This is a genomic window from Pseudomonas sp. Pseusp9, from assembly GCF_059491265.1.
On sequence record NZ_CP168500.1, the window covers coordinates 5,563,947 to 5,588,339 of the forward strand.

General features: G+C 59.8%; 23 protein-coding genes. 20 read left to right on the forward strand and 3 right to left on the reverse strand.

All coding sequences use genetic code 11. The features are described from left to right. Positions 1 to 5 precede the first annotated feature (5 nt). The 12 genes from ACEN8E_RS25300 to ACEN8E_RS25355 all read left to right on the forward strand — a co-directional run bounded on the left by ACEN8E_RS25300 (position 6) and on the right by ACEN8E_RS25355 (position 16,199). Positions 6 to 1,445: a sigma-54-dependent transcriptional regulator gene (locus ACEN8E_RS25300; RefSeq protein ID WP_057400438.1), complete on the forward strand. Its 1,440-nt coding sequence runs from the start codon at positions 6 to 8 to the stop codon at positions 1,443 to 1,445. An 822-nt stretch (positions 1,446 to 2,267) separates the two neighbouring features. Next, on the forward strand, positions 2,268 to 3,668 hold the full coding sequence (locus ACEN8E_RS25305) for a polynucleotide adenylyltransferase PcnB (RefSeq protein WP_495590303.1): 1,401 nt from the start codon (positions 2,268 to 2,270) through the stop codon (positions 3,666 to 3,668). Between the two features lie 3 nt (positions 3,669 to 3,671). Next, positions 3,672 to 4,157: a 2-amino-4-hydroxy-6-hydroxymethyldihydropteridine diphosphokinase gene (folK, locus tag ACEN8E_RS25310; protein WP_495590304.1), complete on the forward strand. Its 486-nt coding sequence runs from the start codon at positions 3,672 to 3,674 to the stop codon at positions 4,155 to 4,157. Positions 4,158 to 4,433: 276 nt separating this feature from the next. After that, entirely contained in the window at positions 4,434 to 5,234 is an 801-nt protein-coding gene (panB, locus tag ACEN8E_RS25315; protein WP_495590305.1) for a 3-methyl-2-oxobutanoate hydroxymethyltransferase, read from the forward strand. Then, positions 5,231 to 6,091 carry a pantoate--beta-alanine ligase gene (gene panC, locus ACEN8E_RS25320; protein WP_495590306.1) on the forward strand — a complete coding sequence of 287 codons (861 nt, stop codon included), beginning with the start codon at positions 5,231 to 5,233 and terminating at the stop codon, positions 6,089 to 6,091. The genes panB and panC overlap by 4 nt, the downstream gene beginning before the upstream one ends. Positions 6,092 to 6,295: 204 nt before the next feature. After that, positions 6,296 to 6,676 (forward strand): aspartate 1-decarboxylase, encoded by a 381-nt coding sequence (gene panD, locus ACEN8E_RS25325; protein WP_003228271.1) that lies wholly within the window; start codon positions 6,296 to 6,298, stop codon positions 6,674 to 6,676. 223 nt (positions 6,677 to 6,899) lie between these two features. Next, the gene (gene pgi, locus ACEN8E_RS25330; protein WP_495590307.1) at positions 6,900 to 8,564 is read left to right on the forward strand and encodes a glucose-6-phosphate isomerase; all 1,665 of its coding nucleotides are present in this window, start codon (positions 6,900 to 6,902) and stop codon (positions 8,562 to 8,564) included. Between the two features lie 192 nt (positions 8,565 to 8,756). Next, positions 8,757 to 10,694, forward strand: a complete 1,938-nt coding sequence (gene acs / locus ACEN8E_RS25335) for an acetate--CoA ligase (protein ID WP_495590308.1) — start codon at positions 8,757 to 8,759, stop codon at positions 10,692 to 10,694. A gap of 128 nt (positions 10,695 to 10,822) precedes the next feature. Beyond that, on the forward strand, positions 10,823 to 11,689 hold the full coding sequence (locus ACEN8E_RS25340; protein ID WP_495590309.1) for an oxygenase MpaB family protein: 867 nt from the start codon (positions 10,823 to 10,825) through the stop codon (positions 11,687 to 11,689). Positions 11,690 to 11,835: 146 nt separating this feature from the next. After that, on the forward strand, positions 11,836 to 12,852 hold the full coding sequence (locus ACEN8E_RS25345; protein WP_495590310.1) for a class I SAM-dependent rRNA methyltransferase: 1,017 nt from the start codon (positions 11,836 to 11,838) through the stop codon (positions 12,850 to 12,852). 93 nt (positions 12,853 to 12,945) lie between these two features. Then, positions 12,946 to 15,903: a DUF748 domain-containing protein gene (locus tag ACEN8E_RS25350; RefSeq protein WP_495590311.1), complete on the forward strand. Its 2,958-nt coding sequence runs from the start codon at positions 12,946 to 12,948 to the stop codon at positions 15,901 to 15,903. Further along, the gene (locus ACEN8E_RS25355; RefSeq protein ID WP_495590312.1) at positions 15,903 to 16,199 is read left to right on the forward strand and encodes a DUF2845 domain-containing protein; all 297 of its coding nucleotides are present in this window, start codon (positions 15,903 to 15,905) and stop codon (positions 16,197 to 16,199) included. The genes ACEN8E_RS25350 and ACEN8E_RS25355 overlap by 1 nt, the downstream gene beginning before the upstream one ends. Positions 16,200 to 16,379: 180 nt before the next feature. On the opposite strand, the gene ACEN8E_RS25360 is transcribed toward ACEN8E_RS25355, so the two are convergent. Beyond that, entirely contained in the window at positions 16,380 to 16,736 is a 357-nt protein-coding gene (locus tag ACEN8E_RS25360; RefSeq protein ID WP_008022426.1) for a BON domain-containing protein, read from the reverse strand. Between the two features lie 447 nt (positions 16,737 to 17,183). Next, positions 17,184 to 17,597, reverse strand: coding sequence for a pilin (locus ACEN8E_RS25365; protein WP_495590313.1), 414 nt, complete (start codon positions 17,595 to 17,597; stop codon positions 17,184 to 17,186). A gap of 227 nt (positions 17,598 to 17,824) precedes the next feature. Between ACEN8E_RS25365 and ACEN8E_RS25370 the strand changes: the two genes are divergently transcribed. Genes ACEN8E_RS25370 through yacG form a run of 4 tightly spaced genes read left to right on the forward strand, consistent with a single transcriptional unit; the run spans position 17,825 to position 20,733 of the window. After that, on the forward strand, positions 17,825 to 19,042 hold the full coding sequence (locus tag ACEN8E_RS25370) for a type II secretion system F family protein (RefSeq protein ID WP_495590314.1): 1,218 nt from the start codon (positions 17,825 to 17,827) through the stop codon (positions 19,040 to 19,042). 1 nt (position 19,043) lies between these two features. Further along, the gene (locus tag ACEN8E_RS25375) at positions 19,044 to 19,916 is read left to right on the forward strand and encodes a prepilin peptidase (protein ID WP_495590315.1); all 873 of its coding nucleotides are present in this window, start codon (positions 19,044 to 19,046) and stop codon (positions 19,914 to 19,916) included. Beyond that, on the forward strand, positions 19,913 to 20,536 hold the full coding sequence (coaE, locus tag ACEN8E_RS25380) for a dephospho-CoA kinase (protein ID WP_495590316.1): 624 nt from the start codon (positions 19,913 to 19,915) through the stop codon (positions 20,534 to 20,536). Before ACEN8E_RS25375 ends, coaE begins: the two co-directional genes overlap by 4 nt. After that, on the forward strand, positions 20,533 to 20,733 hold the full coding sequence (yacG, locus tag ACEN8E_RS25385; protein WP_495590317.1) for a DNA gyrase inhibitor YacG: 201 nt from the start codon (positions 20,533 to 20,535) through the stop codon (positions 20,731 to 20,733). Before coaE ends, yacG begins: the two co-directional genes overlap by 4 nt. A gap of 34 nt (positions 20,734 to 20,767) precedes the next feature. On the opposite strand, the gene ACEN8E_RS25390 is transcribed toward yacG, so the two are convergent. Beyond that, the gene (locus tag ACEN8E_RS25390) at positions 20,768 to 21,457 is read right to left on the reverse strand and encodes an energy-coupling factor ABC transporter permease (protein ID WP_495590318.1); all 690 of its coding nucleotides are present in this window, start codon (positions 21,455 to 21,457) and stop codon (positions 20,768 to 20,770) included. Positions 21,458 to 21,594: 137 nt separating this feature from the next. Here ACEN8E_RS25390 and ACEN8E_RS25395 point away from each other — a divergent pair, with 137 nt between their 5' ends. From ACEN8E_RS25395 to ACEN8E_RS25410, 4 genes are read left to right on the forward strand one after another with little or no spacing between them, the layout of a single operon-like run. Then, on the forward strand, positions 21,595 to 22,221 hold the full coding sequence (locus tag ACEN8E_RS25395; protein WP_057400461.1) for a DUF1780 domain-containing protein: 627 nt from the start codon (positions 21,595 to 21,597) through the stop codon (positions 22,219 to 22,221). Further along, the gene (locus ACEN8E_RS25400) at positions 22,218 to 22,745 is read left to right on the forward strand and encodes an MOSC domain-containing protein (RefSeq protein WP_495590319.1); all 528 of its coding nucleotides are present in this window, start codon (positions 22,218 to 22,220) and stop codon (positions 22,743 to 22,745) included. The genes ACEN8E_RS25395 and ACEN8E_RS25400 overlap by 4 nt, the downstream gene beginning before the upstream one ends. Positions 22,746 to 22,796: 51 nt before the next feature. Next, complete coding sequence (locus ACEN8E_RS25405; protein WP_007970531.1) at positions 22,797 to 22,970, forward strand: DUF3094 domain-containing protein; 174 nt, start codon at positions 22,797 to 22,799, stop codon at positions 22,968 to 22,970. Between the two features lie 60 nt (positions 22,971 to 23,030). Next, positions 23,031 to 24,329: an NAD(P)/FAD-dependent oxidoreductase gene (locus ACEN8E_RS25410; RefSeq protein WP_495590320.1), complete on the forward strand. Its 1,299-nt coding sequence runs from the start codon at positions 23,031 to 23,033 to the stop codon at positions 24,327 to 24,329. The last annotated feature ends 64 nt before the right edge of the window (positions 24,330 to 24,393 follow it).

The following is a 24,393-nucleotide window of genomic DNA, read 5'->3' on the forward strand; positions in this document are numbered from 1 at the left end:
AATCAATGCCGCACATTTTGATCGTCGAAGACGAAACCATTATCCGCTCCGCCTTGCGCCGCCTGCTGGAACGTAACCAGTACCAGGTCAGCGAAGCCGGTTCAGTGCAGGAAGCACAAGAACGCTTCACCATTCCCTCGTTCGATCTGATCGTCAGCGACCTGCGCCTGCCGGGCGCACCTGGCACGGAGTTGATCAAGCTCGCCCAAGGCACGCCGGTGCTGATCATGACCAGCTATGCCAGCCTGCGCTCGGCGGTCGACTCGATGAAGATGGGCGCGGTGGATTACATTGCCAAGCCATTCGACCACGACGAAATGCTGCAAGCCGCCGCACGAATCCTGCGTGACCGACAAACGGCACAAGCCGGTGGCGAAGCGGTTGCCGGCAAGGCCGCCAATGGTGCGGTGAAATCCGCTACCGACAACAGCAACGGTGAAATCGGCATTATCGGCTCGTGCCCGCCGATGCAGGACCTGTACGGCAAGATCCGCAAAGTCGCACCGACCGACTCCAACGTTCTGATCCAGGGCGAATCGGGTACCGGTAAAGAGTTGGTGGCGCGCGCCCTGCACAACCTGTCCAAACGCGCCAAGGCACCGATGATTTCGGTGAACTGCGCGGCCATTCCGGAAAGCCTGATCGAATCCGAACTGTTCGGCCACGAGAAAGGCGCATTCACCGGCGCCAGCGCCGGGCGTGCCGGTCTGGTGGAAGCGGCGGACGGCGGCACCTTGTTCCTCGATGAAATCGGCGAACTGCCACTGGAAGCCCAGGCTCGCCTGCTGCGCGTATTGCAGGAAGGCGAAATTCGTCGAGTCGGCTCGGTGCAGTCGCAAAAAGTCGATGTGCGCCTGATCGCAGCGACTCACCGTGACCTCAAGAGCCTGGCGAAGATCGGCCAGTTCCGCGAAGACTTGTATTATCGCCTCCACGTCATCGCGCTGAAGCTGCCAGCCCTGCGCGAACGCGGTGCCGACGTCAACGAAATCGCCAACGCCTTCCTCGCACGGCAAAGCGCGCGAATCAACCGCACCGACCTGAAGTTCGCCGCGGATGCCGAGCAAGCCATTCGTCACTACTCCTGGCCGGGCAACGTTCGTGAACTGGAGAACGCCGTCGAGCGCGCCGTTATCCTGTGCGAAAGCCCGGAGATTTCTGCCGAACTGCTGGGCATCGACATCGAATTGGGTGACCTGGAAGACGACGAGTTCATTGGCCTGCCCCCACAACAGGGCAACGGCAATGCCAGTAACAACAACCACGAGCCGACCGAAGACCTCTCCCTGGAAGACTACTTCCAGCATTTCGTGCTCGAGCATCAGGACCACATGACCGAAACCGAGCTGGCTCGCAAGCTCGGGGTCAGTCGCAAATGCCTGTGGGAGCGCCGTCAACGCCTGGGCATTCCACGGCGCAAGACCGGGGTGGCCAGCGAGAGCTGAACCACGCCTGTCTGATGTGCGGGTAACACGTGACTTTGTGGAAAAAACTGTTACCTCAGTTTTTTCACGTAACAGAAGCCGGGGCTTACGGTAACGAAGCTCCGGCTTTTTTTGGCCCTCGAAATGCCTGCCAGTCGGCCTAACCCCTTGTTTTATTGGGCTTCGTAAAAGTTGGCACGCACCCTGCTATATGTTTGGTACAAGAACAATAACAAGCAATGCACAAGACAATAAAAATAAGACGAATCGACTCACGCACAATAAAAACAAGACGGCGAGAGGCGCAGCTAACTGATTCTTTTGGAGAGGCGTTGTATTTGGGGCTTGCCCCACGACCAGGCCGAGAACAACAAAAACTGTCCTAAGACAGAGCCTGTACTGGTTGGATCGAAAGATCACTGCAATTCAGCGACCAAAGCAATCCGTTTGCTCTTGGCTCCCGATTGGGAGGGTCATGAAGGAAAACTTCATGGCGAGGGCGCTCAACAAAAACAAGAAGCCCAAAACCAAAAATAAAAATAGAGCATGCAACTACTTCTTGGGGAGCTTCGGCTCCCCTTGTGGTTTCTGCGATTCACCCCTACCCGCTTCCTGTCCCTGTAGGAGCGAGCTTGCTCGCGAAAAACCCACAGGCAACACTGGGTATCTGGTTCTGCGCGTCATCGTTCACGTCCATCGTCGGAACGCCACCCGGAGCAAGCTCGCTCCTACAGCTCATATCTGCAGTCTCCTACACCATCCCCCGACTAAATGCTAGAATCCCCGCCCATCATGCGGTCATTCTTCTGTTATGGCCGAATATTCCTTCAAACAGTGCATCCCATGCTGAAGAAGCTGTTCCAGTCATTCCGTTCTCCCAAGCGTCCTACGCAACACATTCGCAGCACGCCTGAAGTGCTCAACAGCGGCCAACATTCGCTGCAAAAGACGCAATTCAGCCGCTACGCGGTGAATATCGTTGAACGCCTGCAGAGCGCCGGTTATCAGGCTTACCTGGTTGGCGGTTGCGTGCGCGACATGCTGCTGGGTATCACACCGAAAGATTTCGACGTTGCCACCAGCGCCACCCCCGAGCAAGTGCGGGCTGAATTCCGTAACGCGCGAATCATCGGGCGCCGATTCAAACTGGTGCACATCCACTTCGGCCGCGAAATCATCGAAGTCGCGACCTTCCGCGCCAATCACCCGCAAAACGAAGACGAGGAAGACAGCAACCAGTCTTCGCGCAACGAAAGCGGGCGCATCTTGCGCGACAACGTCTATGGCACCCTGGAAGAAGACGCGCAACGTCGCGACTTCACCATCAATGCCCTGTATTACGATCCGGTCAGCGAACGCATCCTCGACTACGCCAATGGCGTACACGACATCCGCAATCACCTGATCCGCCTGATCGGCGATCCGACGCAACGCTACCAGGAAGACCCGGTACGCATGCTGCGAGCCGTGCGTTTCGCCGCCAAGCTGAACTTCGGCATCGAAAAACACAGCGCCCTGCCGATCCGTGGCCTGGCACCGATGCTGCGCGAGATCCCGTCGGCCCGCCTGTTCGAAGAGGTGCTCAAGCTGTTCCTCTCCGGCCATGCCGCCGATACGTTTGAAATGCTGGTCGACCTGCAATTGTTCGATCCACTGTTCCCGGCCAGCGCCGAAGCACTGGAATACAACCCGACGTACACCCACACGCTGATCAGCGAAGCCCTGATCAACACCGACCTGCGGATCAAGCAGAACAAACCGGTTACCCCCGCGTTCCTGTTTGCAGCCCTGCTCTGGCCTGCCCTGCCGGCGCGGGTCCTGCGCCTGCAGGAGCGTGGCATGCCACCGATTCCGGCCATGCAGGAAGCAGCGCACGAACTGATTGCCGAACAGTGCCAGCGGATCGCGATTCCGAAACGCTTCACCATGCCGATCCGCGAGATCTGGGACATGCAGGAACGCCTGCCGCGTCGCAGCGGCAAGCGTGCCGACCTGTTGCTGGACAATCCGCGCTTCCGCGCCGGCTACGACTTCCTGCTGCTACGCGAAAGCGCTGGCGAGCAGACCGACGGCCTGGGCGAATGGTGGACGGACTACCAGGACGCCAACGACAGTGAGCGCCGCGACATGATTCGCGACCTCAGCGGCAAGGAAGAAGGCACCGGCGCCCCGCGCAAGCGCCGCCGCAGTGGTGGTTCCAAACGCAAACGCACCGCCGGTGCTTCGAGCACCACGGGCGAGTAATCCATGGAACGCATCTACGTCGGCATGGGCAGCAATCTGGCTGACCCTGCCGAACAACTGCGCAGTGCCGTCGAGGCACTGGCGCAGTTGCCGCAATCGGAGCTGGTCGGGGTTTCCGCGTTTTATCAAAGCGACTCGCTGCTTCCCGGACAACCGCGCTACACCAATGCGGTGGCCGCTCTTGAAAGCACACTTGCGCCGCTGGAACTGCTGGATGCCTTGCAAGCCATCGAAAACGGCCAGGGTCGCGAGCGCCTCGAGCGCTGGGGGCCCCGCACGCTTGACCTCGACATTCTGCTGTTCGGTGATCGCCTGATCGACGAATCGCGCCTCAAGGTCCCCCATTACCACATGCAGGAACGGGCCTTCGTGCTTTATCCGCTGGCGGAGTTGGCACCTGCGGATCTGCGACTGGCTGATGGCCGGACTTTGGCCCAACTGCTCATGGCATGCCCGTTCGTCGGCCTGGAACGCCTTCCCCCGATCTGACCCGCTCCCACATTGGGTTTGGGTCAGGCATTGGATCTACTGCTGAATCGCATCAGTTACCCCGGTAACACCCCACCCGTAACAATGCGGTAACACACGCAATTGACTTCCCTCGTTCTCCTCACGACTATAGGCGTCCCGCTGCCGCCAACACGGCGTTCAAGGGCGCAATCCAGGCCTTAAAAGCACGACAAGAAGAGCGTGCGCCTGTATTTAACGAAGAATCACGCGCGTTACTCGCAGTAGTTTCCACAGCGCCTGAATGAGGAACTTTTCATGCCAGCCATCACCCTGACCACCCTGCAAGGTCTGAAGCAAAAAGGTGAAAAGATCACCATGCTGACCTGCTACGACGCGACCTTCGCCCATGCCTGCAATCAGGCCGGTGTCGAAGTGCTGCTGGTGGGCGACTCCCTCGGCATGGTTTTGCAGGGCCACGACAGCACCTTGCCTGTCACCACCGCAGAAATGGCTTACCACGTGGCTGCCGTCAAACGTGGTAACAGCGATGCACTGATCCTCGCCGACCTGCCTTTCATGGCCTACGCCACCACCGAGCAAGCCATGATCAACAGTGCCCTGTTGATGCAGGCCGGCGCGCACATGGTCAAGGTTGAGGGAGCGTTGTGGCTGGCCGACTCGATCCGCCTGCTGGCCGAGCGCGGCATCCCTGTATGCGCGCACATGGGCCTGACGCCGCAATCGGTGAACATCCTTGGCGGCTACAAGGTCCAGGGGCGCAATGAAAACCAGGCGCGGCAGATGCGTGCCGACGCGATCTCCCTGGAACAGGCCGGCGCGGCAATGCTGCTGCTCGAGTGCGTCCCGAGCGAACTGGCAGAAGAAATCACCCAGGCGGTGAGGATCCCGGTGATAGGTATTGGCGCCGGCAATCGCACCGATGGCCAGGTTCTGGTTCTGCACGACATGCTGGGGCTGTCCATTTCCGGCCGTGTGCCAAAATTCGTGAAAAATTTCATGACTGGCCAGACCAGCATTGAAGCTGCACTGAATGCCTACGTGACTGAAGTCAAAGCGGCGACTTTCCCTGGGATCGAACACGGGTTTTCTGCATGAACACCGTAAAAACCGTACGCGAACTGCGGGCCGCCGTGGCCCGTGCCCGTAGCGAAGGCAAGCGCATCGCCTTTGTGCCAACCATGGGCAACCTGCACAGCGGCCACGTTGCGCTGGTAACCAAAGCCTCTCAACGGGCGGACTTCGTGGTGGCGAGCGTTTTCGTCAATCCGCTGCAATTCGGTGCTGGCGAAGACCTCGACAAGTACCCGCGCACTCTCGCCGCCGACCAGGAAAAACTGCTCCAGGCCGGTTGCCACCTGCTGTTTGCCCCCACTGTTGAAGAAATGTATCCCGGCGGCATGACCGGCCAGACCCGCGTCAGTGTCCCGCAATTGTCCGAAGGACTGTGCGGTGCCAGCCGGCCTGGGCATTTCGAAGGTGTAGCAACGGTGGTCAGCAAGCTGTTCAACATGGTTCAGCCGGACCTGGCGATTTTCGGCGAGAAAGACTTCCAGCAACTGGCAGTGATTCGCGCACTGGTACATGACCTGAACATGCCGATCCAGATCATCGGTGAACCGACCGTAAGGGCGGCCGATGGCCTGGCGCTGTCGTCGCGCAACGGTTTCCTCAACGAAGAGCAGCGGGCTGTGGCGCCGGTGGTGTACCGCACGTTGAGCGAGATCGCCGAATCGATCAGGCAAGGTGAGCGCGACTTCCCGGTGTTGATCCGCGTGAAACTGCAACAGCTCGAAGCTGCCGGCCTGCGCCCGGATTACCTGGAGATTCGCCACGCCCTGACCTTGCGTCCGGCGAGGCCGGAAGATCGGGATCTGGTGATTCTGGTGGCGGCGTTCCTGGGTACCACCCGGTTGATCGACAACCTGCACCTGAACCTCGACGCGCCAATCTAAACACCGAAATTCCCCTGTAGGAGCGAGCCTGCTCGCGATGAACTCCGACGCGCCGCGTACATTCAGGAAATACGCGTAATCGTTAACGTCCATCGCGAGCAAGCTCGCTCCTACAGGGGCTTCTGCGCCCGAACAGACTGTATTGCCGCCCACAAACCCATCGGGCAAACTGCCCGCCGTTCGATTCCGACCTGGGAAACACTCATGCACGCCATCATGCTCAAAGCCAAGCTGCATCGCGCCGAAGTCACCCACGCTGTACTCGATTACGAAGGCTCCTGCGCCATCGACGGTGAATGGCTGGACCTGTCCGGCATCCGCGAGTACGAACAGATCCAGATCTACAACGTCGACAACGGCGAGCGCTTCACCACCTACGCCATCCGTGGCGAGGAAGGTTCGCGCATGATCTCGGTCAATGGCGCCGCGGCGCACAAGGCCAAGGTCGGCGACCGCGTGATCATCTGCGCGTATGCCCACTACAGCGAAGCCGAACTGCTCAACTTCAAGCCACGCATGCTCTACATGGCGCCGGGCAATGAACTGAGCCACACCAGCAACGCCATTCCGGTCCAGGTCGCCTGATCCGAGCCCTGTCTCTTCCGTTTGTCGGACTTTTCCTGACTCGATGTTAAAAAAGTACCGGAAACAGGTCAGACAAAGTCAAGACAGATCATTGCGCGGGGTTTACTGTATTCGCCCTGCGCCATGAAATCGTGTCGACGCAGTTGACCGGAACGCCCACCCACAGTGCTCCGGGATTTTTAGTGTTCAAAAGGCCGTTCAAGTAATAAGGAAACCCGCAGCGATGGCGTACTACCGCACTCCTCACGACGTTACCGCTCTGCCCGCCTGGCAAGCGTTGAATGACCACCGCCAAGCCATGCAGGATTTCAGCATGCGCGAAGCCTTCAATGCCGATCCGCAGCGCTTTACCCAATTCACCCTCAGCAGCTGCGGCCTGTTTCTCGACTACTCGAAAAACCTGATCAACGCCGAGACCCGCAACTTGCTGGTGGGCCTGGCCAACGAAGTCGACCTCAAGGGGGCGATCAAGTCGCTGTTCGACGGCGAAATCGTCAACGCGTCCGAAGGCCGTCCAGCCCTGCACACCGCCCTGCGCCGCCCGGTTGGCGACAAGCTGTCGGTCAATGGCGTCAACGTGATGCCGGAAGTGCACAAGGTGCTGAACCAGATCACCGACCTCGTCGGCCGCATCCACGACGGTCTGTGGCGCGGTTACACCGAGAAGCCGATAACTGACGTGGTCAACATCGGCATCGGCGGCTCCTTCCTCGGCCCGGAGCTGGTGTCCGAAGCCTTGCTGTCCTACGCCCAGAAAGGCGTGCGCTGCCATTACCTGGCAAATATCGACGGCAGCGAGTTCCACGAACTGACCATGAAACTGCGTGCCGAAACCACGCTGTTCATCGTCTCGTCGAAATCCTTCAACACCCTCGAAACCCTGAAGAACGCCCAGGCCGCCCGTGCCTGGTATCTGGCCCAGGGTGGTTCGGAAGCCGAGCTGTATCGCCACTTCATCGCGGTATCGAGCAACAACGCCGCCGCGGTGGCGTTCGGCATCCGCGAAGAGAACATCTTCCCGATGTGGGACTGGGTCGGCGGGCGCTACTCGCTGTGGTCGGCCATCGGTTTGCCGATTGCCCTGGCCATCGGCATGTCCAACTTCAAGGAGTTGCTGTCCGGTGCCTACACCATGGACCAGCACTTCCAGAGCGCACCGTTCGAACAGAACATGCCGGTGCTGCTGGCCTTGCTCGGCGTGTGGTACGGCAACTTCTGGGGTGCGCAAAGCCATGCGATCCTGCCGTACGATCACTACCTGCGTAACATCACCAAGCACCTGCAACAGCTGGACATGGAATCCAACGGCAAGAGCGTGCGCCAGGACGGCAAGCCCGTGTCCACCGACACCGGACCGGTGATCTGGGGCGGCGTCGGCTGCAACGGCCAGCACGCCTACCACCAGTTGCTGCACCAGGGCACCCAACTGATCCCGGCCGACTTCATCGTGCCGATCGTCAGCTTCAACCCGGTGTCCGACCACCACCAGTGGCTGTACGCCAACTGCCTGTCCCAGAGCCAGGCGCTGATGCTCGGCAAGACCCTGCCGGAAGCCGAAGCCGAGTTGCGTGACAAAGGCATGAGCGAAGCGGACGTGCAAAAGCTTGCACCGCACAAGGTGATCCCGGGCAACCGCCCGAGCAACACCCTGGTGGTCGAGCGCATCAGCCCGCGTCGCCTCGGCGCGCTAGTGGCGATGTACGAACACAAGGTCTTCGTGCAAAGCGTGATCTGGGGCATCAACGCCTTCGACCAGTGGGGTGTGGAACTGGGCAAGGAGCTGGGCAAAGGTGTCTACAACCGCCTGGTCGGCAGTGAGGAAACCCCGGCCGAGGACGCCTCGACCCAAGGGTTGATCAACTACTTCCGTGGTCGTCACCGCGGATAAACTGAACAAACCTGCTACCCCCTGTGGGAGCGAGCCTGCTCGCGAAGACGGTCTGACATTCAACGATGATGGTGAATGTGAGATCGCTTTCGCGAGCAGGCTCGCTCCCACAGTTGTTTTGTGTACGACTTGAACCCATTGGTCACTCGGCGCATCTTTATCCTTGTCGCAAAACAAGCATAAGGAACCGTCATGTTCGATATCAGCACGTTCCCCAAAGCCGATGCCGTCCGCCGGGCCGCACAATTGAGTCAAGACGACTACCACCGCCTGTACCGCGAATCCGTCGAACACCCAAGTACCTTCTGGGCCGAACAGGCCACGCGTTTCCTCGACTGGAGCAAACCGTGGGACACCGTACAGCGATACAACCTGAAAACCGGTGAGGCCAGCTGGTTTGCCGGCGCGCAATTGAACGTCAGCTACAACTGCATTGACCGGCACCTGGAGAAACGCGGCGATCAGGTCGCCTTCATCTGGGAAGGCGATGACCCCGCCGAATCCATCCAAATCACCTACAAAAAACTGCATCACCACGTCTGCCGCCTGGCCAATGTGCTCAAAAGCCGTGGCGTGAAGAAAGGTGATCGGGTGTGCATCTACATGCCGATGATCCCTGAAGCGGCCTACGCCATGCTCGCCTGTACGCGCATCGGTGCCGTGCATTCGGTGGTCTTCGGCGGTTTTTCCCCGGACTCCCTGCGCGACCGGATCCTCGACGCCGACTGCCGCACCGTGATCACCGCCGACGAAGGCGTGCGCGGCGGTAAATTCGTGCCGCTCAAGCACAACGTCGACAAGGCCCTGCAAAGCTGCCCCGATGTCAGCAGCGTGATCGTGGTCGAGCGCACCCAGAACCAGGTGAATTGGGTTGATGGCCGTGACCTCTGGTATCACCAGGCGCTGCGCGACGTCAGCGACGATTGCCCACCCGAACCAATGGACGCCGAAGACCCGCTCTTCATCCTCTATACCTCGGGCAGCACCGGCAAACCCAAAGGCGTGTTGCACACCACCGGCGGCTACCTGCTACAAGCGGCGATGACCTTCAAATACGTGCTGGATTACCGCGACGGCGAAGTGTTCTGGTGCACCGCCGATGTCGGCTGGGTCACCGGCCACAGCTACATCGTCTACGGCCCGCTGGCCAATGGTGCGACCACGCTGATCTTCGAAGGCGTGCCGAGCTACCCGAGCACGTCGCGTTTCTGGCAAGTGATCGACAAGCACAAGGTGAACATCTTCTACACCGCCCCCACCGCCCTGCGCGCCCTGATGCGCGAAGGTCCCGAGCCGTTGAAGGAAACGTCGCGCCAAAGCATCAGACTGCTCGGTACCGTCGGTGAGCCGATCAACCCGGAAGCGTGGGAATGGTACTTCCATGAGGTCGGCGAAGAGCGCTGCCCAATCGTCGATACCTGGTGGCAGACCGAAACCGGCGGCATCATGCTCAGCCCTTTGGTCAGCGCACAGCGGATCAAACCCGGCTGCGCCACGCATCCGATGTTCGGTGTGCAACCGGTGCTGCTCGACGAGCAAGGCAAGGAAATCAAAGGCGCCGGCAGTGGCGTACTCGCCATTAAGTCCAGCTGGCCGGCGCAGATCCGCAGCGTCTATCGCGACCCGCAACGCATGATTGACACCTACTTCAAGCCGTATCCCGGTTACTACTTCACCGGCGATGGCGCGCGGCGCGATGAAGATGGCGATTACTGGATCACCGGGCGCATCGATGATGTGATCAACGTGTCCGGCCACCGTATCGGCACCGCCGAAGTGGAAAGCGCCTTGGTGCTGCACGAGAGCATCGCCGAAGCCGCCGCAGTCGGTTACCCCCACGACATCAAGGGCCAGGGTATCTATGTCTTCGTCACGCCCATGAACGGCGTCGAAACCAGCGATGAACTGAAGAAGCAATTGCTGGCCCTGGTCAGCCAGGAAATCGGCAGTTTCGCCAAACCGGATTTGATCCAGTGGGCACCGGCCTTGCCGAAAACCCGCTCAGGCAAGATCATGCGACGCATTCTGCGAAAGATTGCCTGCAATGAGCTCGATAGTCTGGGCGACACATCGACCCTGGCCGATCCAAGCGTGGTGCAGGGCCTGATCGACAAACGTCTGAATCAATAACGGACTGTGCCCTGTAGGAGCGAGCTCGCTCGCGATGAACTCAGACGCGCCGCGTATATTCAGGAAGCATGCGTTATCGTTAGCGTCCATCGCGAGCTTGCTCGCTCCTACAGATTTACAGAGTAACCATGGAATTCATCCGCACCCGCATCGAAACCCAGATCATGAGCCTGAGCGGTTTGTCCCTGGGCAAACTCGACCTGGAAAACCCCAAGGGCGACCCCGGGCTGTTCGGGCCAGACTCGGTGAGCTGGCAAGTCCATGGCGATTTCAGCAGCATGCTCATTGGTGGCATCGCCGCCCTGATGCTGCAGGCCCTGCACCCGCTGGCATTGGCCGGGGTCTGGGACCATTCGAATTTTCGTGAGGACATGCTCGGCCGCTTGCGCCGCACCGGGCAGTTCATCTCCGGCACCACCTTCGGTTCTCGACAGGATGCCGAGTGGCTGATCGAAAAAGTCCGCACCATCCATTTGCAGATTACCGGCACGGCGCCGGATGGACGCCCTTACGCCGCCAGCGATCCCGAATTGCTGACATGGGTGCACGTGGCAGAAGTCAGCAACTTTCTCGCCGCGCATTTGCGCTATCGCAACCCGCATCTTTCACCTGCCGACCAGGATCGCTATTACGCGGAAATCGCCTTGGTCGCCGAACGCCTGGGTGCTCGGGATGTGCCCCGTTCACGGCGGGAAATTGCCGACTACCTCAAGCGCATCCGTCCACAACTGCTGTGCGACGAGCGCAGTCGTGAAGTCCTGCGCCTGCTGCTGAACGCCCCCTCCCCCAGCCGCCTGGCCAAGCCTTTCGGCAGTTTGATGATGCAGGCCGGGATCGATCTGCTGCCGGACTGGGCCAGTGACATGCTCGGCGTCAGCCAGAACCCGCTGCAACGCAAGCTGATCCGCGCCAGCGTCAACCGCAGCGCGCCGATGCTGCGCTGGGCGGTGCGTAATGGATCGGTTCAACGCGCAAAACGAAGGATGGGCCTGTAGGAGCGAGCTTGCTCGCGAAAAACACCCGGAAAGCGCGATCATTCAAACAGCACGCATTATCGTTGTCGGCCATCGCGAGCTCGCTCCAGGTTGTGCTCCAAGCTGTTAAACTCCCGCGCCCAATTCCCTCCTGCAAGGCGCCCAGCATGTCTTCCTTGAATCAGGCGCTGCGCGCCGCCCTCGATCAACGCCAGGACCTGCTCGCCGAACTGCACCAGCAAGGTACCGATTGCTATCGCCTGTTCCATGGCAGCCAGGAAGGCGCCGGTGGCCTGACCATCGACCGCTACGGCCCGCAACTGTTGGTGCAAAGTTTCCACCAGCCGCTGGAGCGCGAGACGCTGTTGCAACTGCACGAAGCGATCAATCAGCATCTGGGTTTTGCCACCCTGCTGGTCTACAACGACCGCTCCCGTGGCAACTCGCGCATCGATCGCGAAGACACCGTCTACCGCGCCGATGAAGCCGCCCTGCAAGACCTGGTTGGCCACGAATGGGGCCTGAACTATCGGGTGCGGGGCCGCCATGCCGGACAAGACCCGCTGCTGTTCCTCGACTTGCGCAACACCCGTGGCTGGGTCAAGGAACACAGTAAAGACAAAAGCGTACTGAACCTGTTCGCCTACACCTGTGGTGTCGGCCTCAGTGCCGCCGCCGGTGGCGCGCGCGAGGTATGCAACCTGGACTTCGCCGAAGGCAACCTGGCGGTCGGTCGGGAGAACGGTTTACTTAATCCGCAGTTGCCGACCATGGAGTTTATCCAGTCCGACTACTTCCCGGCCATTCGCCAACTGGCCGGCCTGCCGGTCAGCCAGCGCCGCGGGCAGAAACTGCCAGGCTATCAGCGCCTGGAACAGCACCAGTACGATTTGGTACTGCTGGACCCACCGGCCTGGGCCAAGAGTGCATTCGGCACCGTAGACCTGCTGCGCGACTACCAGAGCCTGCTCAAACCAGCCCTGCTGACCACCGCCGACAACGGCGTGCTGATCTGCTGCAACAACCTGGCGAAAGTCAGCATGGACGACTGGCGCGAGCAGGTTTTGCGTTGTGCAGAGAAGGCCGGGCGGCCGGTACGTGAGTGGACCGTGATGAAACCAGGCGCCGACTTCCCGTCGATGGATCAGCAACCTCCGCTGAAAACCCTGATTCTGCAGCTCTGATCGCCGTCGGAGAAATCTGAAATTTACTGAACAGGCCGATCACTTCGGAACCGGAAACGCGTGCCATACTCCAACGCACTCCGATCCAGACAGATGAAGCCGCACATGTACAAAGGATTGATTCGCGCCCTCGGCGCCTTGTTGACTGCTCTGGCCCTCTACAGCTTGCTGGGCTTTCTGATTTTACCGGGGGTCGCGTTGCGCGTTGCCAACCAGCAACTGGCCAACTACGCCACCACCCCCGCCACGATCCAGCGGATCGAGTTCAATCCGTTCAGCCTTGAACTGACCCTCTGGGGTTTGAATATCGGCGAGCCCGGCAAGGAGCAGGTCGGTTTCGAACGCCTGTACGCCAATCTGCAATTCGACAGCCTGTGGACCAAGGCCGTGCACCTGTCCGATATCGAACTGGACAAGCCCAAGGCCGAAATACTGTTCAGCAAGGACGGCAAACTCAATCTGCTGGGGCTGTTCAAACTGCCAGCGAGCGAACCCACACCTGCCGACCCGAATGCCAAGCCGTTCCCGATGCGCATCGAGCGGATCAAACTGGCGGGCGGCGCCGTGCACTTTGAAGATGCCCGCCCCAGCGAGCCCATCGAGTTTCTCTACGACTCGCTCGATTTCGAGCTGAACAACCTCAGCACCTTGCCCGATGACAGCGCCGCCATGAACCTGGTGGCTATCGGCCCAAACGGTGGCCAGATCGACTGGACCGGTAACTTCAGCCTGATCCCGATCGCCTCCGAAGGTAAGCTGAAAATCACCGATGGCAAGATGAAAGCCTTTTGGCCCTATGTGCGCGATGCCGTACCACTGGACCTCGAAAGCGGCATCATGAGCATCAGTACCGACTACAAACTCAACCTGGCCAAGGAAACCGAGCTGCTGCTGAGCAATCTGGCGGTCAACATTGCCCCCTTCGCGATCAAGGCCCCGGATGGCCGGCAACTGGCGAAGCTTGAACGCCTGGACGTCAGTGAAACCACAGTGGACCTGGCCAGGCAGCAAGTGGTGGTCGGCAAGATCCGCAGCAACAAACTGGAAACCTGGGCCGCGCTGGAAACCGACGGCCAACTCGACTGGCAGAAACTCTTCGCCAGCCAACCGTCAAAACCCTCCGCCAAAGCCAAGGCAGATGCCGAACCGGCCAGCGCTCCGGCGGCGGCAGACTCACCGAAACCTGAGCCGGCCGCGCCAGGCAAACCCTGGCAGGTGCTGCTCAAGGATGTGCAGTTGCGCGATTACCGGGTGCACTTGGCTGACCGCAAGGCACAACCTGCCGTCGCCCTGGATCTGAGCCCGCTGAACCTCGACCTGCAAAACTTCGACAGCCTCAACGGCTCGCCCTTTACCCTCAAGCTCGATACCGGCGTGGGCAAGCAAGGCAAGATCATCGCCGACGGCGAGGTCAACCTGGCCCCCGTCAGCGCCCAACTGAAGGTACAGACCAGGGACATCGACCTGCGGGTTGCCCAGTCCTACATCACGCCATTCATTCGCCTGGAACTGCGCAGCGGCATGCTCGGCAGCGATCTGGCGGTCAACCTGAAAAGCACCGAGCCTTTGGCGTTCAACGTCACCGGCCGCGCCCAGGTCGATCAGTTGCATACCCTGGACACCCTGAAAACCCGCGATTTCCTCAAGTGGCAACAGGTCGTGCTCGAAGGCCTGAACTATCAGCACGGGGACAGCCTTTCGATCGACAGGATCAACCTGTTCCAGCCCTATGCGCGCTTCATGATCAACGATGATCGCACCACCAACATCGATGACCTGCTGATTCCACAGCCGCCGGACTCCGGGGCAAAACCGGCAGCGAACAAACCGGCCAGCAACGAAAAACCGCTGGGCATCCATATCGGCGGCATTTTCATCAATGATGGTTCGGCCAACTTCGCCGACTTCAGCCTGACCCCGAACTTCGCCACCGCCATCCAGCAACTCAACGGGCAGATCGGCACCATCGACAGTCGCCAGCCGAAACCGGCCGGTGTCGACGTCAAGGGCAAGGTCGATCGTTACGCGCCGGTGACCATCAAGGGCGCCGTCAATCCGTTCGACCCGATGGCCAGCCTCGACATCGCCACCAGCTTCAAACGCGTGGAACTGACCACGCTGACGCCCTACTCCGGCAAGTTCGCCGGCTACCGAATCCGCAAGGGCCGGCTCAATCTCGACCTGCACTACCAGATCACCAAGGGCCAGCTCAAAGCTGAAAACAAAGTGGTGGTCGAACAACTGCAACTGGGTGAAAAAGTCGACAGCCCGGATGCCGTGAGCCTGCCGCTGAAACTGGCCATTGCCTTGCTCAAGGACGTCGACGGCAAGATCTCCATCGAACTGCCGGTGACCGGCGACCTGAACAACCCCCAGTTCAGTGTCATGCCGATTATCTGGCAGACCCTGCGCAACCTGATCGTCAAAGCGGCGGCAGCACCGTTCAAGCTCATAGGCGGGCTGATCAACGGCGGTGGCGCGGAGGATCTGGGCAGCGTGTCGTTCGCAGCGGGTTCCAGCGACCTGAGCAAGGACGCCGAAGGCGCCTTGGACAAACTGTCCAAAGCGCTCAAGGAACGCCCGGCACTGCGCCTGGAAATCGAAGGCACCGCCGCCCAGAGCAGCGATGGCCCATTGATCGCCGAACAACGCCTGGAACGTGAATATCAGTACAACTACTACAAAATGCTCCAGCGCCGCGGCGACAAGGTCCCGGCCCAGGCTTCGTTGCTGGAAGTGCCGGACGGGGAAAAAGGCCCGTTGCTCGAAGGTATCTACCGCACCCGCCTGAAAACCCAGCCCCCAGCCGAATGGAAGGATCTGGGCAAGGAAGAGCGCACCGCGAAAATGCGTGCCGAGGTGATCAAGTTCTGGAGCTCCAGCGACGTGCTGTTGCGTCAACTGGGCCAGGAACGCGCCAGCAGCATCAAGGATTACCTGGTCGACAAGGCCCAGCTGGAAGATGACCGGGTGTATTTCATCGACGCCAATCTGGGCGAAGCGCAAAGCGATGGCAGCGTGGTGACGCCGATGCATCTGGATGCCGAGTGATGATTCGACGGCTGCTGACAGGCCTGATTCTGGCGCTGGCCGCCAGTCAGGCCGGGGCAGCCGATACCCTGCGCTGTGGCAGCCAATTGATCAGTGTCGGTGATCGTTCGAGTGAGGTTCTGCAGAAATGCGGTGAGCCGGTCAGTCGCGACTTGCTGGGTTACAAGCGCAGTGCAGACCGGCGCGAGGAATTTCAGGTCGAGGAATGGACATACGGACCGAATGGCGGCATGTATCAATACTTGCGTTTCGAAGGTAATCGGCTGAAACAGATCACCAGCAAACGCGGCAATTGATCAGGCACGCCCCCCACAGTTGATTGGCACCGCTGTAAATAAAACAGGCCCCGGCAAAAATGCGCGGGGCCTGTGGTGGCCAAACTCCGTTTGGCCGCTCGCATGAACTGTCAGGCTGCAACAGACGTATGACTCGGCCCGTCTGTCGCGCCCTCTCCCGGTCCAGGCGAGAAGCCTGCCTTATTCGGCTTTGAGGCCGTCAGCGGAAACCGCCTTGACGCCTTTGATTTTCTTGGCGATGGCCACAGCCATGTCTTTTTGCGAATCGGTCACGGCAGCGGTCGACGACAGCGATACCACGCCCTTGTTGGTTTCAACCTTGATGTCGGTACCTGGAATGCCTTTTTCGGTCATCAGGTCGGCTTTGACTTTGGTGGTGATCCAGGTATCGGAAGTAGCCTCTTTAGCCTTGGTCATTTCACCCGCCGCCAGGGTCATTGGAGACTGGGTGGCTTGAGTGGTCTGGGCGAATGCCGCATTTGCCATGGTCAGAGTCAACGCGGTAGCAGTAGCGGCAGCGATAGCGAACTTCTTCATACGAGTAACTCCTGTTTTTCTGAAAAGTCTGCCGGGTGTCATGTCGGCAGGGTTACCAGGGGTATTGCGAACGCTGTGCCAACTTTGAAAAAAACAATAAAACCTTATAAATCAACATCTTAGAAATTAGTTTGATTTTCGAAATCATGCAAAATGCACGAGGCGCCGAAACGCTGCATGCAAGTTGCGGGTTTGTGGAAAGTTCCTAAGATCCTGAATTCCTACGCTTTCTCTGAAGTTTTTGACGACAGGACGAACCCGCAATGGCGGTAATGATCTGCTGTAGGAGCGAGCTTGCTCCGGGCGGCGATCCGACGATGGATTCAAGAGCGCTGCGTTTAGTCAGTAAACACGCGGCATCGTTAACGACCATCGCGAGCAAGCTCGCTCCTACAGAATTCTTGACTGAACAGTACTACCGCAATGGCGGGGGCTTGAGGCACCGATTCACGTCGCGGAACACCCTTTCGGCAAGTAATCCCGGGATACCGTGCTTTTACACGACCAACCTTTGGTTTCGTCCCGTGTCAGGACGACGGTTTTGCCCAGGACCGTCCCCGGGGCATTCTGCAACGTACAAACGATTGATCCCGCGCCCTCCGGAGTCGAAGCCGTTACAGCCAGGGCGCAGTGGATAGTCGATGTCGCGCCGGCGGGCGCCACGTTGGCAATAGTCGGGGTGTCCCCCTGACTGATCACATCCTCGAACGGTACTTTCATCGCCGTCAGTTCGGCCAACGCCGCCGTGACTTTGGCCCGAGCCTGGTATTTGGAATACATCGGCAGACCCAGTGTTGCCAGGATCCCGATGATCGCCACCACGACGAGCAACTCGATCAGGGTAAAACCTTTTTGATTCATATACAGGCTCCATGCATGAGACGAAAGCTCATGACCTGCCCCCTGGCAGCACAGCCTGTGCCAAGGCAAAAGCCCCCTGTTGGCTGGGGCCGTAGCGGTTGCAAAGCCCTGTCCTACTACCAGGATCAGCACTATCTGACGTTTTTTGTCACCTCACCCTTGCTGGTTTGGCTCCGTTGATTGACTAGGCTATAAGAGCAACTCAACCGGATTACCCAGGACTGAACATGGCGGTCAAGGCAGCGAAAATAAGTGTGTATGCATGGGAAGGCATCGACCGCAAAGGCACAAAGGTAACCGGTGAGCTCAGCGCTCAAAACCCGGCGCTGCTCAAGGCGAAATTGCGCAAGCAAGGCATCAACCCGGGCAAGGTTCGCAAAAAAAACCATTCGGTTTTCAACATGGGCAAGCGCATCAAGGCTCAGGACATTGCCCTGTTCACCCGGCAAATGGCGACGATGATCAGGGCCGGCGTGCCCTTGTTACAGTCGTTCGACATCATCGGCGAAGGCTTCGACAATCCGGCCATGCGCCGGTTGGTGGATGAGCTGAAACAGGAAGTCGCGGCAGGCAACAGCTTCGCCACCGCCCTGCGCAAGCAGCCCCGGTATTTCGATGAACTGTATTGCAACCTGGTGGATGCCGGCGAACAGGCCGGTGCCCTCGACACCCTTTTGGAACGGGTCGCGACCTACAAGGAAAAAAGCGAAAGCCTCAAGGCCAGGATCAGGAAAGCCATGACCTACCCGCTGGTGGTGGTGTTCGTTGCGGCGATTGTCACAGGGATTCTGCTGGTCAATGTCGTACCGCAGTTCGAGTCGGTGTTCAAAGGCTTTGGCGCTGAACTGCCGGCCTTCACCGTGATGGTCATCGGCCTGTCGCAATTCATGCAGGCCTGGTGGTGGACGGTCCTTGGCGCGCTGATCGCAATGGCCTTCGGTGTGCGCCACGCCCTCGGGACATCCCCGGCCTTTCGTGACCGGATGGACAGCTGGCTGCTGAAACTGCCACTGGTGGGCACCTTGATGTACAAGTCCGCCGTGGCCCGGTTCGCCCGCACACTGTCGACTACTTTCGCTGCCGGCGTGCCACTGCTGGAGGCCCTGGAATCAGTGGCCGGTGCGACCGGCAATAGCGTGTTCAAGCGCGCCGTATTGCGCATCCGGCAAGACGTTTCGACCGGCATGCAGTTGAATTTCGCCATGCGCACCTCTGGCGTATTTCCGAACATGGCCATACAGATGACTGCCATCGGCGAAGAGTCCGGCACCCTCGACAATATGCTCGACAAAGTCGCGGGGTTCTACGAAGACGACGTCGACAACATGGTCGATAACCTCACCAGCCTGATGGAGCCGTTCATCATGGTGGTGCTGGGTGTTATCGTCGGTGGACTGGTAGTTGCCATGTACCTGCCCATCTTCCAACTCGGCTCAGCGATCTGACATGCCCTTGAATGAAATCCTGATTCACTATCCGCTGGCCTTTGTCCTTCTCGCCGGAGTTACCGGCCTGCTGGTCGGCAGCTTCCTCAATGTGGTGATCTGGCGCCTGCCGAAAATGCTCGAACGCGATTGGCGTGTGCAGGCCCATGACATTCTCGGGCTGCCCGGCGAAACGCCGGTGCCGACCTACAACCTGCTGCTACCCCATTCCCAGTGCCCGCATTGCGGTCACCGGATCCGCGCCTGGGAAAACATTCCGCTGCTCAGCTATGTGTTTTTGCGCGGTCGCTGTTCATCCTGTGCAGCAGCGATCAGCCCGCGCTATCCGTTGATCGAACTGACCTGTGGTGCGCTGTCGGCGTTTGTGGCCTGGCATTTCGGCTTCGGTTGGCCAGCCTGCCTGATGCTGATCCTGAGTTGGGGGTTGCTGGCGATGAGCCTGATTGACGCCGAACATCAGATATTGCCGGACGTGCTGGTGCTGCCGTTGATATGGCTGGGGTTGATCGTCAACAGTTTCGGCCTGTTCGTGTCGTTGCACGAGGCGCTTTGGGGTGCAATAGCCGGCTACAGCGTGCTGTGGGCGGTGTTCTGGCTGTTCAAGCTGATCACGGGCAAGGACGGCATGGGCTACGGTGATTTCAAGCTGCTGGCGATGCTGGGCGCCTGGGGTGGCTGGCAGATTTTGCCACTGACCATCCTGCTGTCCTCGCTGGTGGGTGCCATTATCGGGATGATATTGCTGCGCTGGCGCAATGCGAAAACCTCGACGCCGATCCCTTTCGGTCCCTATCTGGCCATTGCCGGCTGGATTGCGTTGCTCTGGGGTGGTCAAATAACCGACCCTTATTGGCAGTTTGTCGGTTTGAAATGAATAGCCCTGTGGAAAAACCCTGGATTCTCGGCCTGACCGGCGGCATCGGCAGCGGCAAAAGCGCGGCCGCCCAGCACTTCATCGATCTGGGCGTGCACGTGGTCGACGCCGATCATGCTGCTCGCTGGGTCGTTGAGCCTGGCCGCCCGGCCCTGGCACAGATCGCCGGGCACTTCGGCCCCGGCGTGTTGCACAGCGACGGGCAACTGGACCGCGCGGCGCTGCGCAAATTGATCTTCGAAGTGCCTGAAGAACGCCGCTGGCTGGAGGCCCTCCTGCATCCACTGATCGGCGAGGAAATCGCTCACCACCTGGCACTGGCAAAATCGCCTTATGCGATTCTGGTTTCGCCGCTGCTGATCGAGTCCGGGCAATACGCCATGACCCAACGCGTACTGGTGATCGATGCCCCGGAACAATTGCAGGTTGAACGCACCCTGCAACGTGACCAGACCAGCGAACAGCAAGTCCAGGCAATCCTCAAGGCCCAGGCCAGCCGCCAGGATCGCGTGAGCCATGCCGACGACGTCGTGATCAATGACCGCGACCTTGCCTGGCTGCACAGCGAGGTCGAACGCCTGCATCACTTTTATCTTACTTTGCGTGGAGGCCAGTCATGAGCCAACCAACAACCGTCGAATGCCCAACTTGTGGTGCACCCGTGGAATGGAGCGCCGAGAGCAAATTCCGGCCCTTCTGCTCCGACCGCTGCAAACTGATCGACCTGGGCGCCTGGGCGTCCGAAGAACACAAGATTCCATTGGCTCCCGATGCCGAGGACGAGTTGTTCAGCGGCGATTTCGACCCGCGTCACTGATCCATCGGGTGGGCGATTCCAGGTTTTGAGGGGATCAGGACTTGGGATCGTCGTCCTTCCAGGGAGCCGAGAGGTAGCGGGTGCGGTTGAACGTCTCAAGCCACTCCGGACAAAACACCACCAGCGCACTGACGATCATGCCGTTGATAAACGCTTCGGGAAAAATGATCAGCCACAGGTAACCGACAAAATCCTCGAGCCAATATGGCATTTCGAAACGCTCATCGAACCACAGCAACCACAGCCCCAGCAGCAGGCACAGCAACGCCGACAGCGCGGCGGCAAAGAATCCGGAAACGAAGATATACACGAAGGGATTTCGTGGCTGCGCACGCTCCACCAGAATGGCGCAGCACTCGGTGACCAGCACCGGCAGCGCAATCAACAACGCACCATTGACCCCGACCGCCGCCAGGTCCTGTCGGCCGAGCAACACCAGCCCCGTTTGTGCAACCAACCCACCGACCAGCGCCAGCGGCCAGTCCAGCAGCAGGGTTACCGCTGTCATGCCGATGAGGTGATAAGACACGCCGGTATCGAAATCCTGTCGCACCAGCCACAGCAGAAACAGCGCAAACACCGTTCCAAACAGCAGATGCTGACGACGGCTGTCGGTGAACAGTTCAACCCACGGCGCGCGACAGACCGCCCAGATCAACACCGGCAGGTAAATCAGCCAGCCGACTGACAGTGTTTCCGGTGACAGCAACTCTGCGCCGATCACCTGAGCAATCCTCTGTCCTTCACTGCAAACTCCCTGGTTGTTCAGACCCGATACCTGGCAGTCTACTACGGCGATGAAGTCGCTCCAGTCGATGCAAAGCTTTCTGCTTGTCGCAATTGAACGCTAAGCTTGGGCCTATGGATGACTCAGATTATTTACGCCTGCTGACCATCGCGGCCGAGCAAGCCAACGCGTTCCTGTCCAACGCCCGTAAATGGGAGCGTGAGCGTTGGGTCTGCCAGCGCCTGCTGCAAGGCTTGAACATTCCCTATCGTGCCGATGAGTTCACTCCCGCCGGGGAGCCACCGGATGTGTTGTTTCGCGATGCCAGTTTCGAGGTGTTCTTCGTGCTCGACGAAGGCCGGCGTCTCAACGATGAATGGCGCGACGAACTGCAACGCCGGCGCAGCGCGTTTTCCCTGAGCCAACTGGTGCGCCGCGAGGCCAAGCCACGACGTATTCCCGCCAACGAGTTCTTGCTGCGATTGGCGCCGACCTTGCGCAAAAAAGCGCACAACTACAAAGAGCGCGGCATGGATCTGGGTGAACTGGACATCATTGCCTTCGCCAGCCTCAAACGTGAAGTGCTGGACCTCAACAGCCATTTCCCGCCGCCGACCGAATACCTGCGCCAGGGCTGGCGCTCGCTGTCATTGGTCGGGCCGACATTCGCCCGCGTGCTGTTCGCTCACCCGGATGCGCCGGACTTCTTGCGCAGCAACCTGGGGCGCAGCATTGTTTTTGACGTCGGGATCAGCCTGTGAGCCCGCTGCAGGAGCTGATCGCCGAGGTGCCGCAACAAGGTCGCGTACGCTGGATCGGCGTGCGTCCGCAATCACGTGCGCCGATGCTTGCACTCGAGGCCGTGGAAGCGCGCCTCGAGGCCGGCCTGACCGGCGACCACGCCCGCCCCGGCGTGCGCAATGCGCGGCAGGTCACGCTGATTCAGTGGGAGCACCTGGCGGTGATCAGCTCGTTGATGGGGCGTGCGCACGATCATCCGGTCCGGCCTGAAGATCTACGGCGCAATCTGGTTATCAGTGGCATCAATCTGTTCAGCCTCAAGGGCCGCCGCTTCCGGATTGGCCAGGCAACGTTCGAAACCACCGGTTGGTGCCAGCCCTGCGCGCGCCTTGAAAGCAACCTGGGCATCGGCACCTTTCAGGCCGTGCGCGGACATGGCGGAATCACTGCCCGAGTGTTACAAAGTGGAATCATTCGCCTGGACGATACGGTGAGCGTCGAGCCCCTTGCGGACAGCGGCTATGCTCCGTTCAACGTTCGTTAAATCAGCCTGTAGCTTCTACACATTTAGCTACGTCTACCTGACGAGGCCTTTATGACCAGCCGCCTGAACCCCGACGACCAAAAGCATGTCGAAGAGTACCTGCAGTTGTCCCAGCACCAAGTCGAGCGCCGGCCTTTCCGGCCGTGGATGCTCCTTGTACTGGTATTGGCAGTGACCATTGGTCTGGGCCTGTTGAGCCGCCTTATCAGTTACCTGACGCTATGAGCTGCCTTGCGCTCGCTCGGGTAATTGCACCGATTTCCTTTAGCCTTGCGAGTTATCCCCATGTCCCATCGTATTGTCATTGTCGGCGGCGGCGCCGGCGGTCTGGAGTTGGCTACCCGTCTGGGTAAGACTCTGGGCAAGCGTGGCACGGCCAGTGTGATGCTGGTCGACGCGAACCTGACCCACATCTGGAAACCGTTGTTGCACGAAGTGGCCGCCGGTTCCCTGAACTCTTCCGAAGACGAACTCAACTATGTCGCCCAGGCCAAATGGAACCACTTCGAGTTCCAGCTGGGGCGCATGAGCGGGCTCGATCGCGCGAGGAAAAAAATCCAGCTGGCCGCCACCTATGACGAAGCCGGCCTGGAACTGGTGCCAGCCCGTGAAGTGCCTTACGACTCGCTGGTGATCTCCGTCGGCAGCACCACCAACGATTTCGGCACCCAGGGTGCTGCGCAACACTGCCTGTTCCTCGACACCCGTAAACAGGCCGAGCGCTTCCACCAGCAACTGCTCAATCACTACTTGCGCGCTCATGCCGGTCAGACCGATACGGTCGAGCAAATCAGTGTGGCCATCGTCGGTGCCGGTGCCACCGGGGTCGAGCTGGCCGCCGAGCTGCACAACGCCGCCCATGAACTGGCGGCCTATGGCCTGGACCGGATCAAGCCGGAAAACATGCACATCACCCTGATCGAAGCCGGTCCACGCGTCCTGCCGGCTCTGCCAGAACGGATTGGCGGACCTGTGCATAAAACCCTGGAGAAACTCGGGGTCAACGTCATGACCAATGCCGCGGTCAGCGAAGTGACGGCCGACAGCCTGATCACCGCCGACGGCAACGTAATCAAGGCCAGCCTGAAAGTCTGGGCCGCGGGGATTCGCGCACCGGGTTTCCTCAAGGACATCGATGGCCTGGAAACCAACCGCATCAATCAGCTGCAAGTGCTGCCGACCCTGCAAACCACCCGCGACGAGAACATCTTCGCATTCGGTGACTGCGCCGCCTGCCCTCAACAGGGCAGCGACCGCAATGTGCCGCCACGCGCCCAGGCCGCTCACCAACAGGCTTCGTTGCTGGCCAAATCGCTGAAACTGCGGATCGAAGGCAAGGCATTGCCGGAGTACAAGTACACCGACTACGGCTCGCTGATCTCGCTGTCGCGCTTTTCGGCTGTGGGTAACTTGATGGGCAACCTCACCGGCAGTGTGATGCTCGAAGGCTGGCTGGCGCGGATGTTCTACGTGTCGCTGTACCGCATGCACCAGATGGCGCTGTACGGGCCGTTCCGCACAGCGATGCTGATGCTGGGCAGCAAGATCGGACGTGGCACCGAGCCGCGGCTGAAGCTGCATTGATGTAAAACCTGTGGGAGCGAGCCTGCTCGCGAAGAGGTCGAGTCAGCCGGCATCAATGTTGACT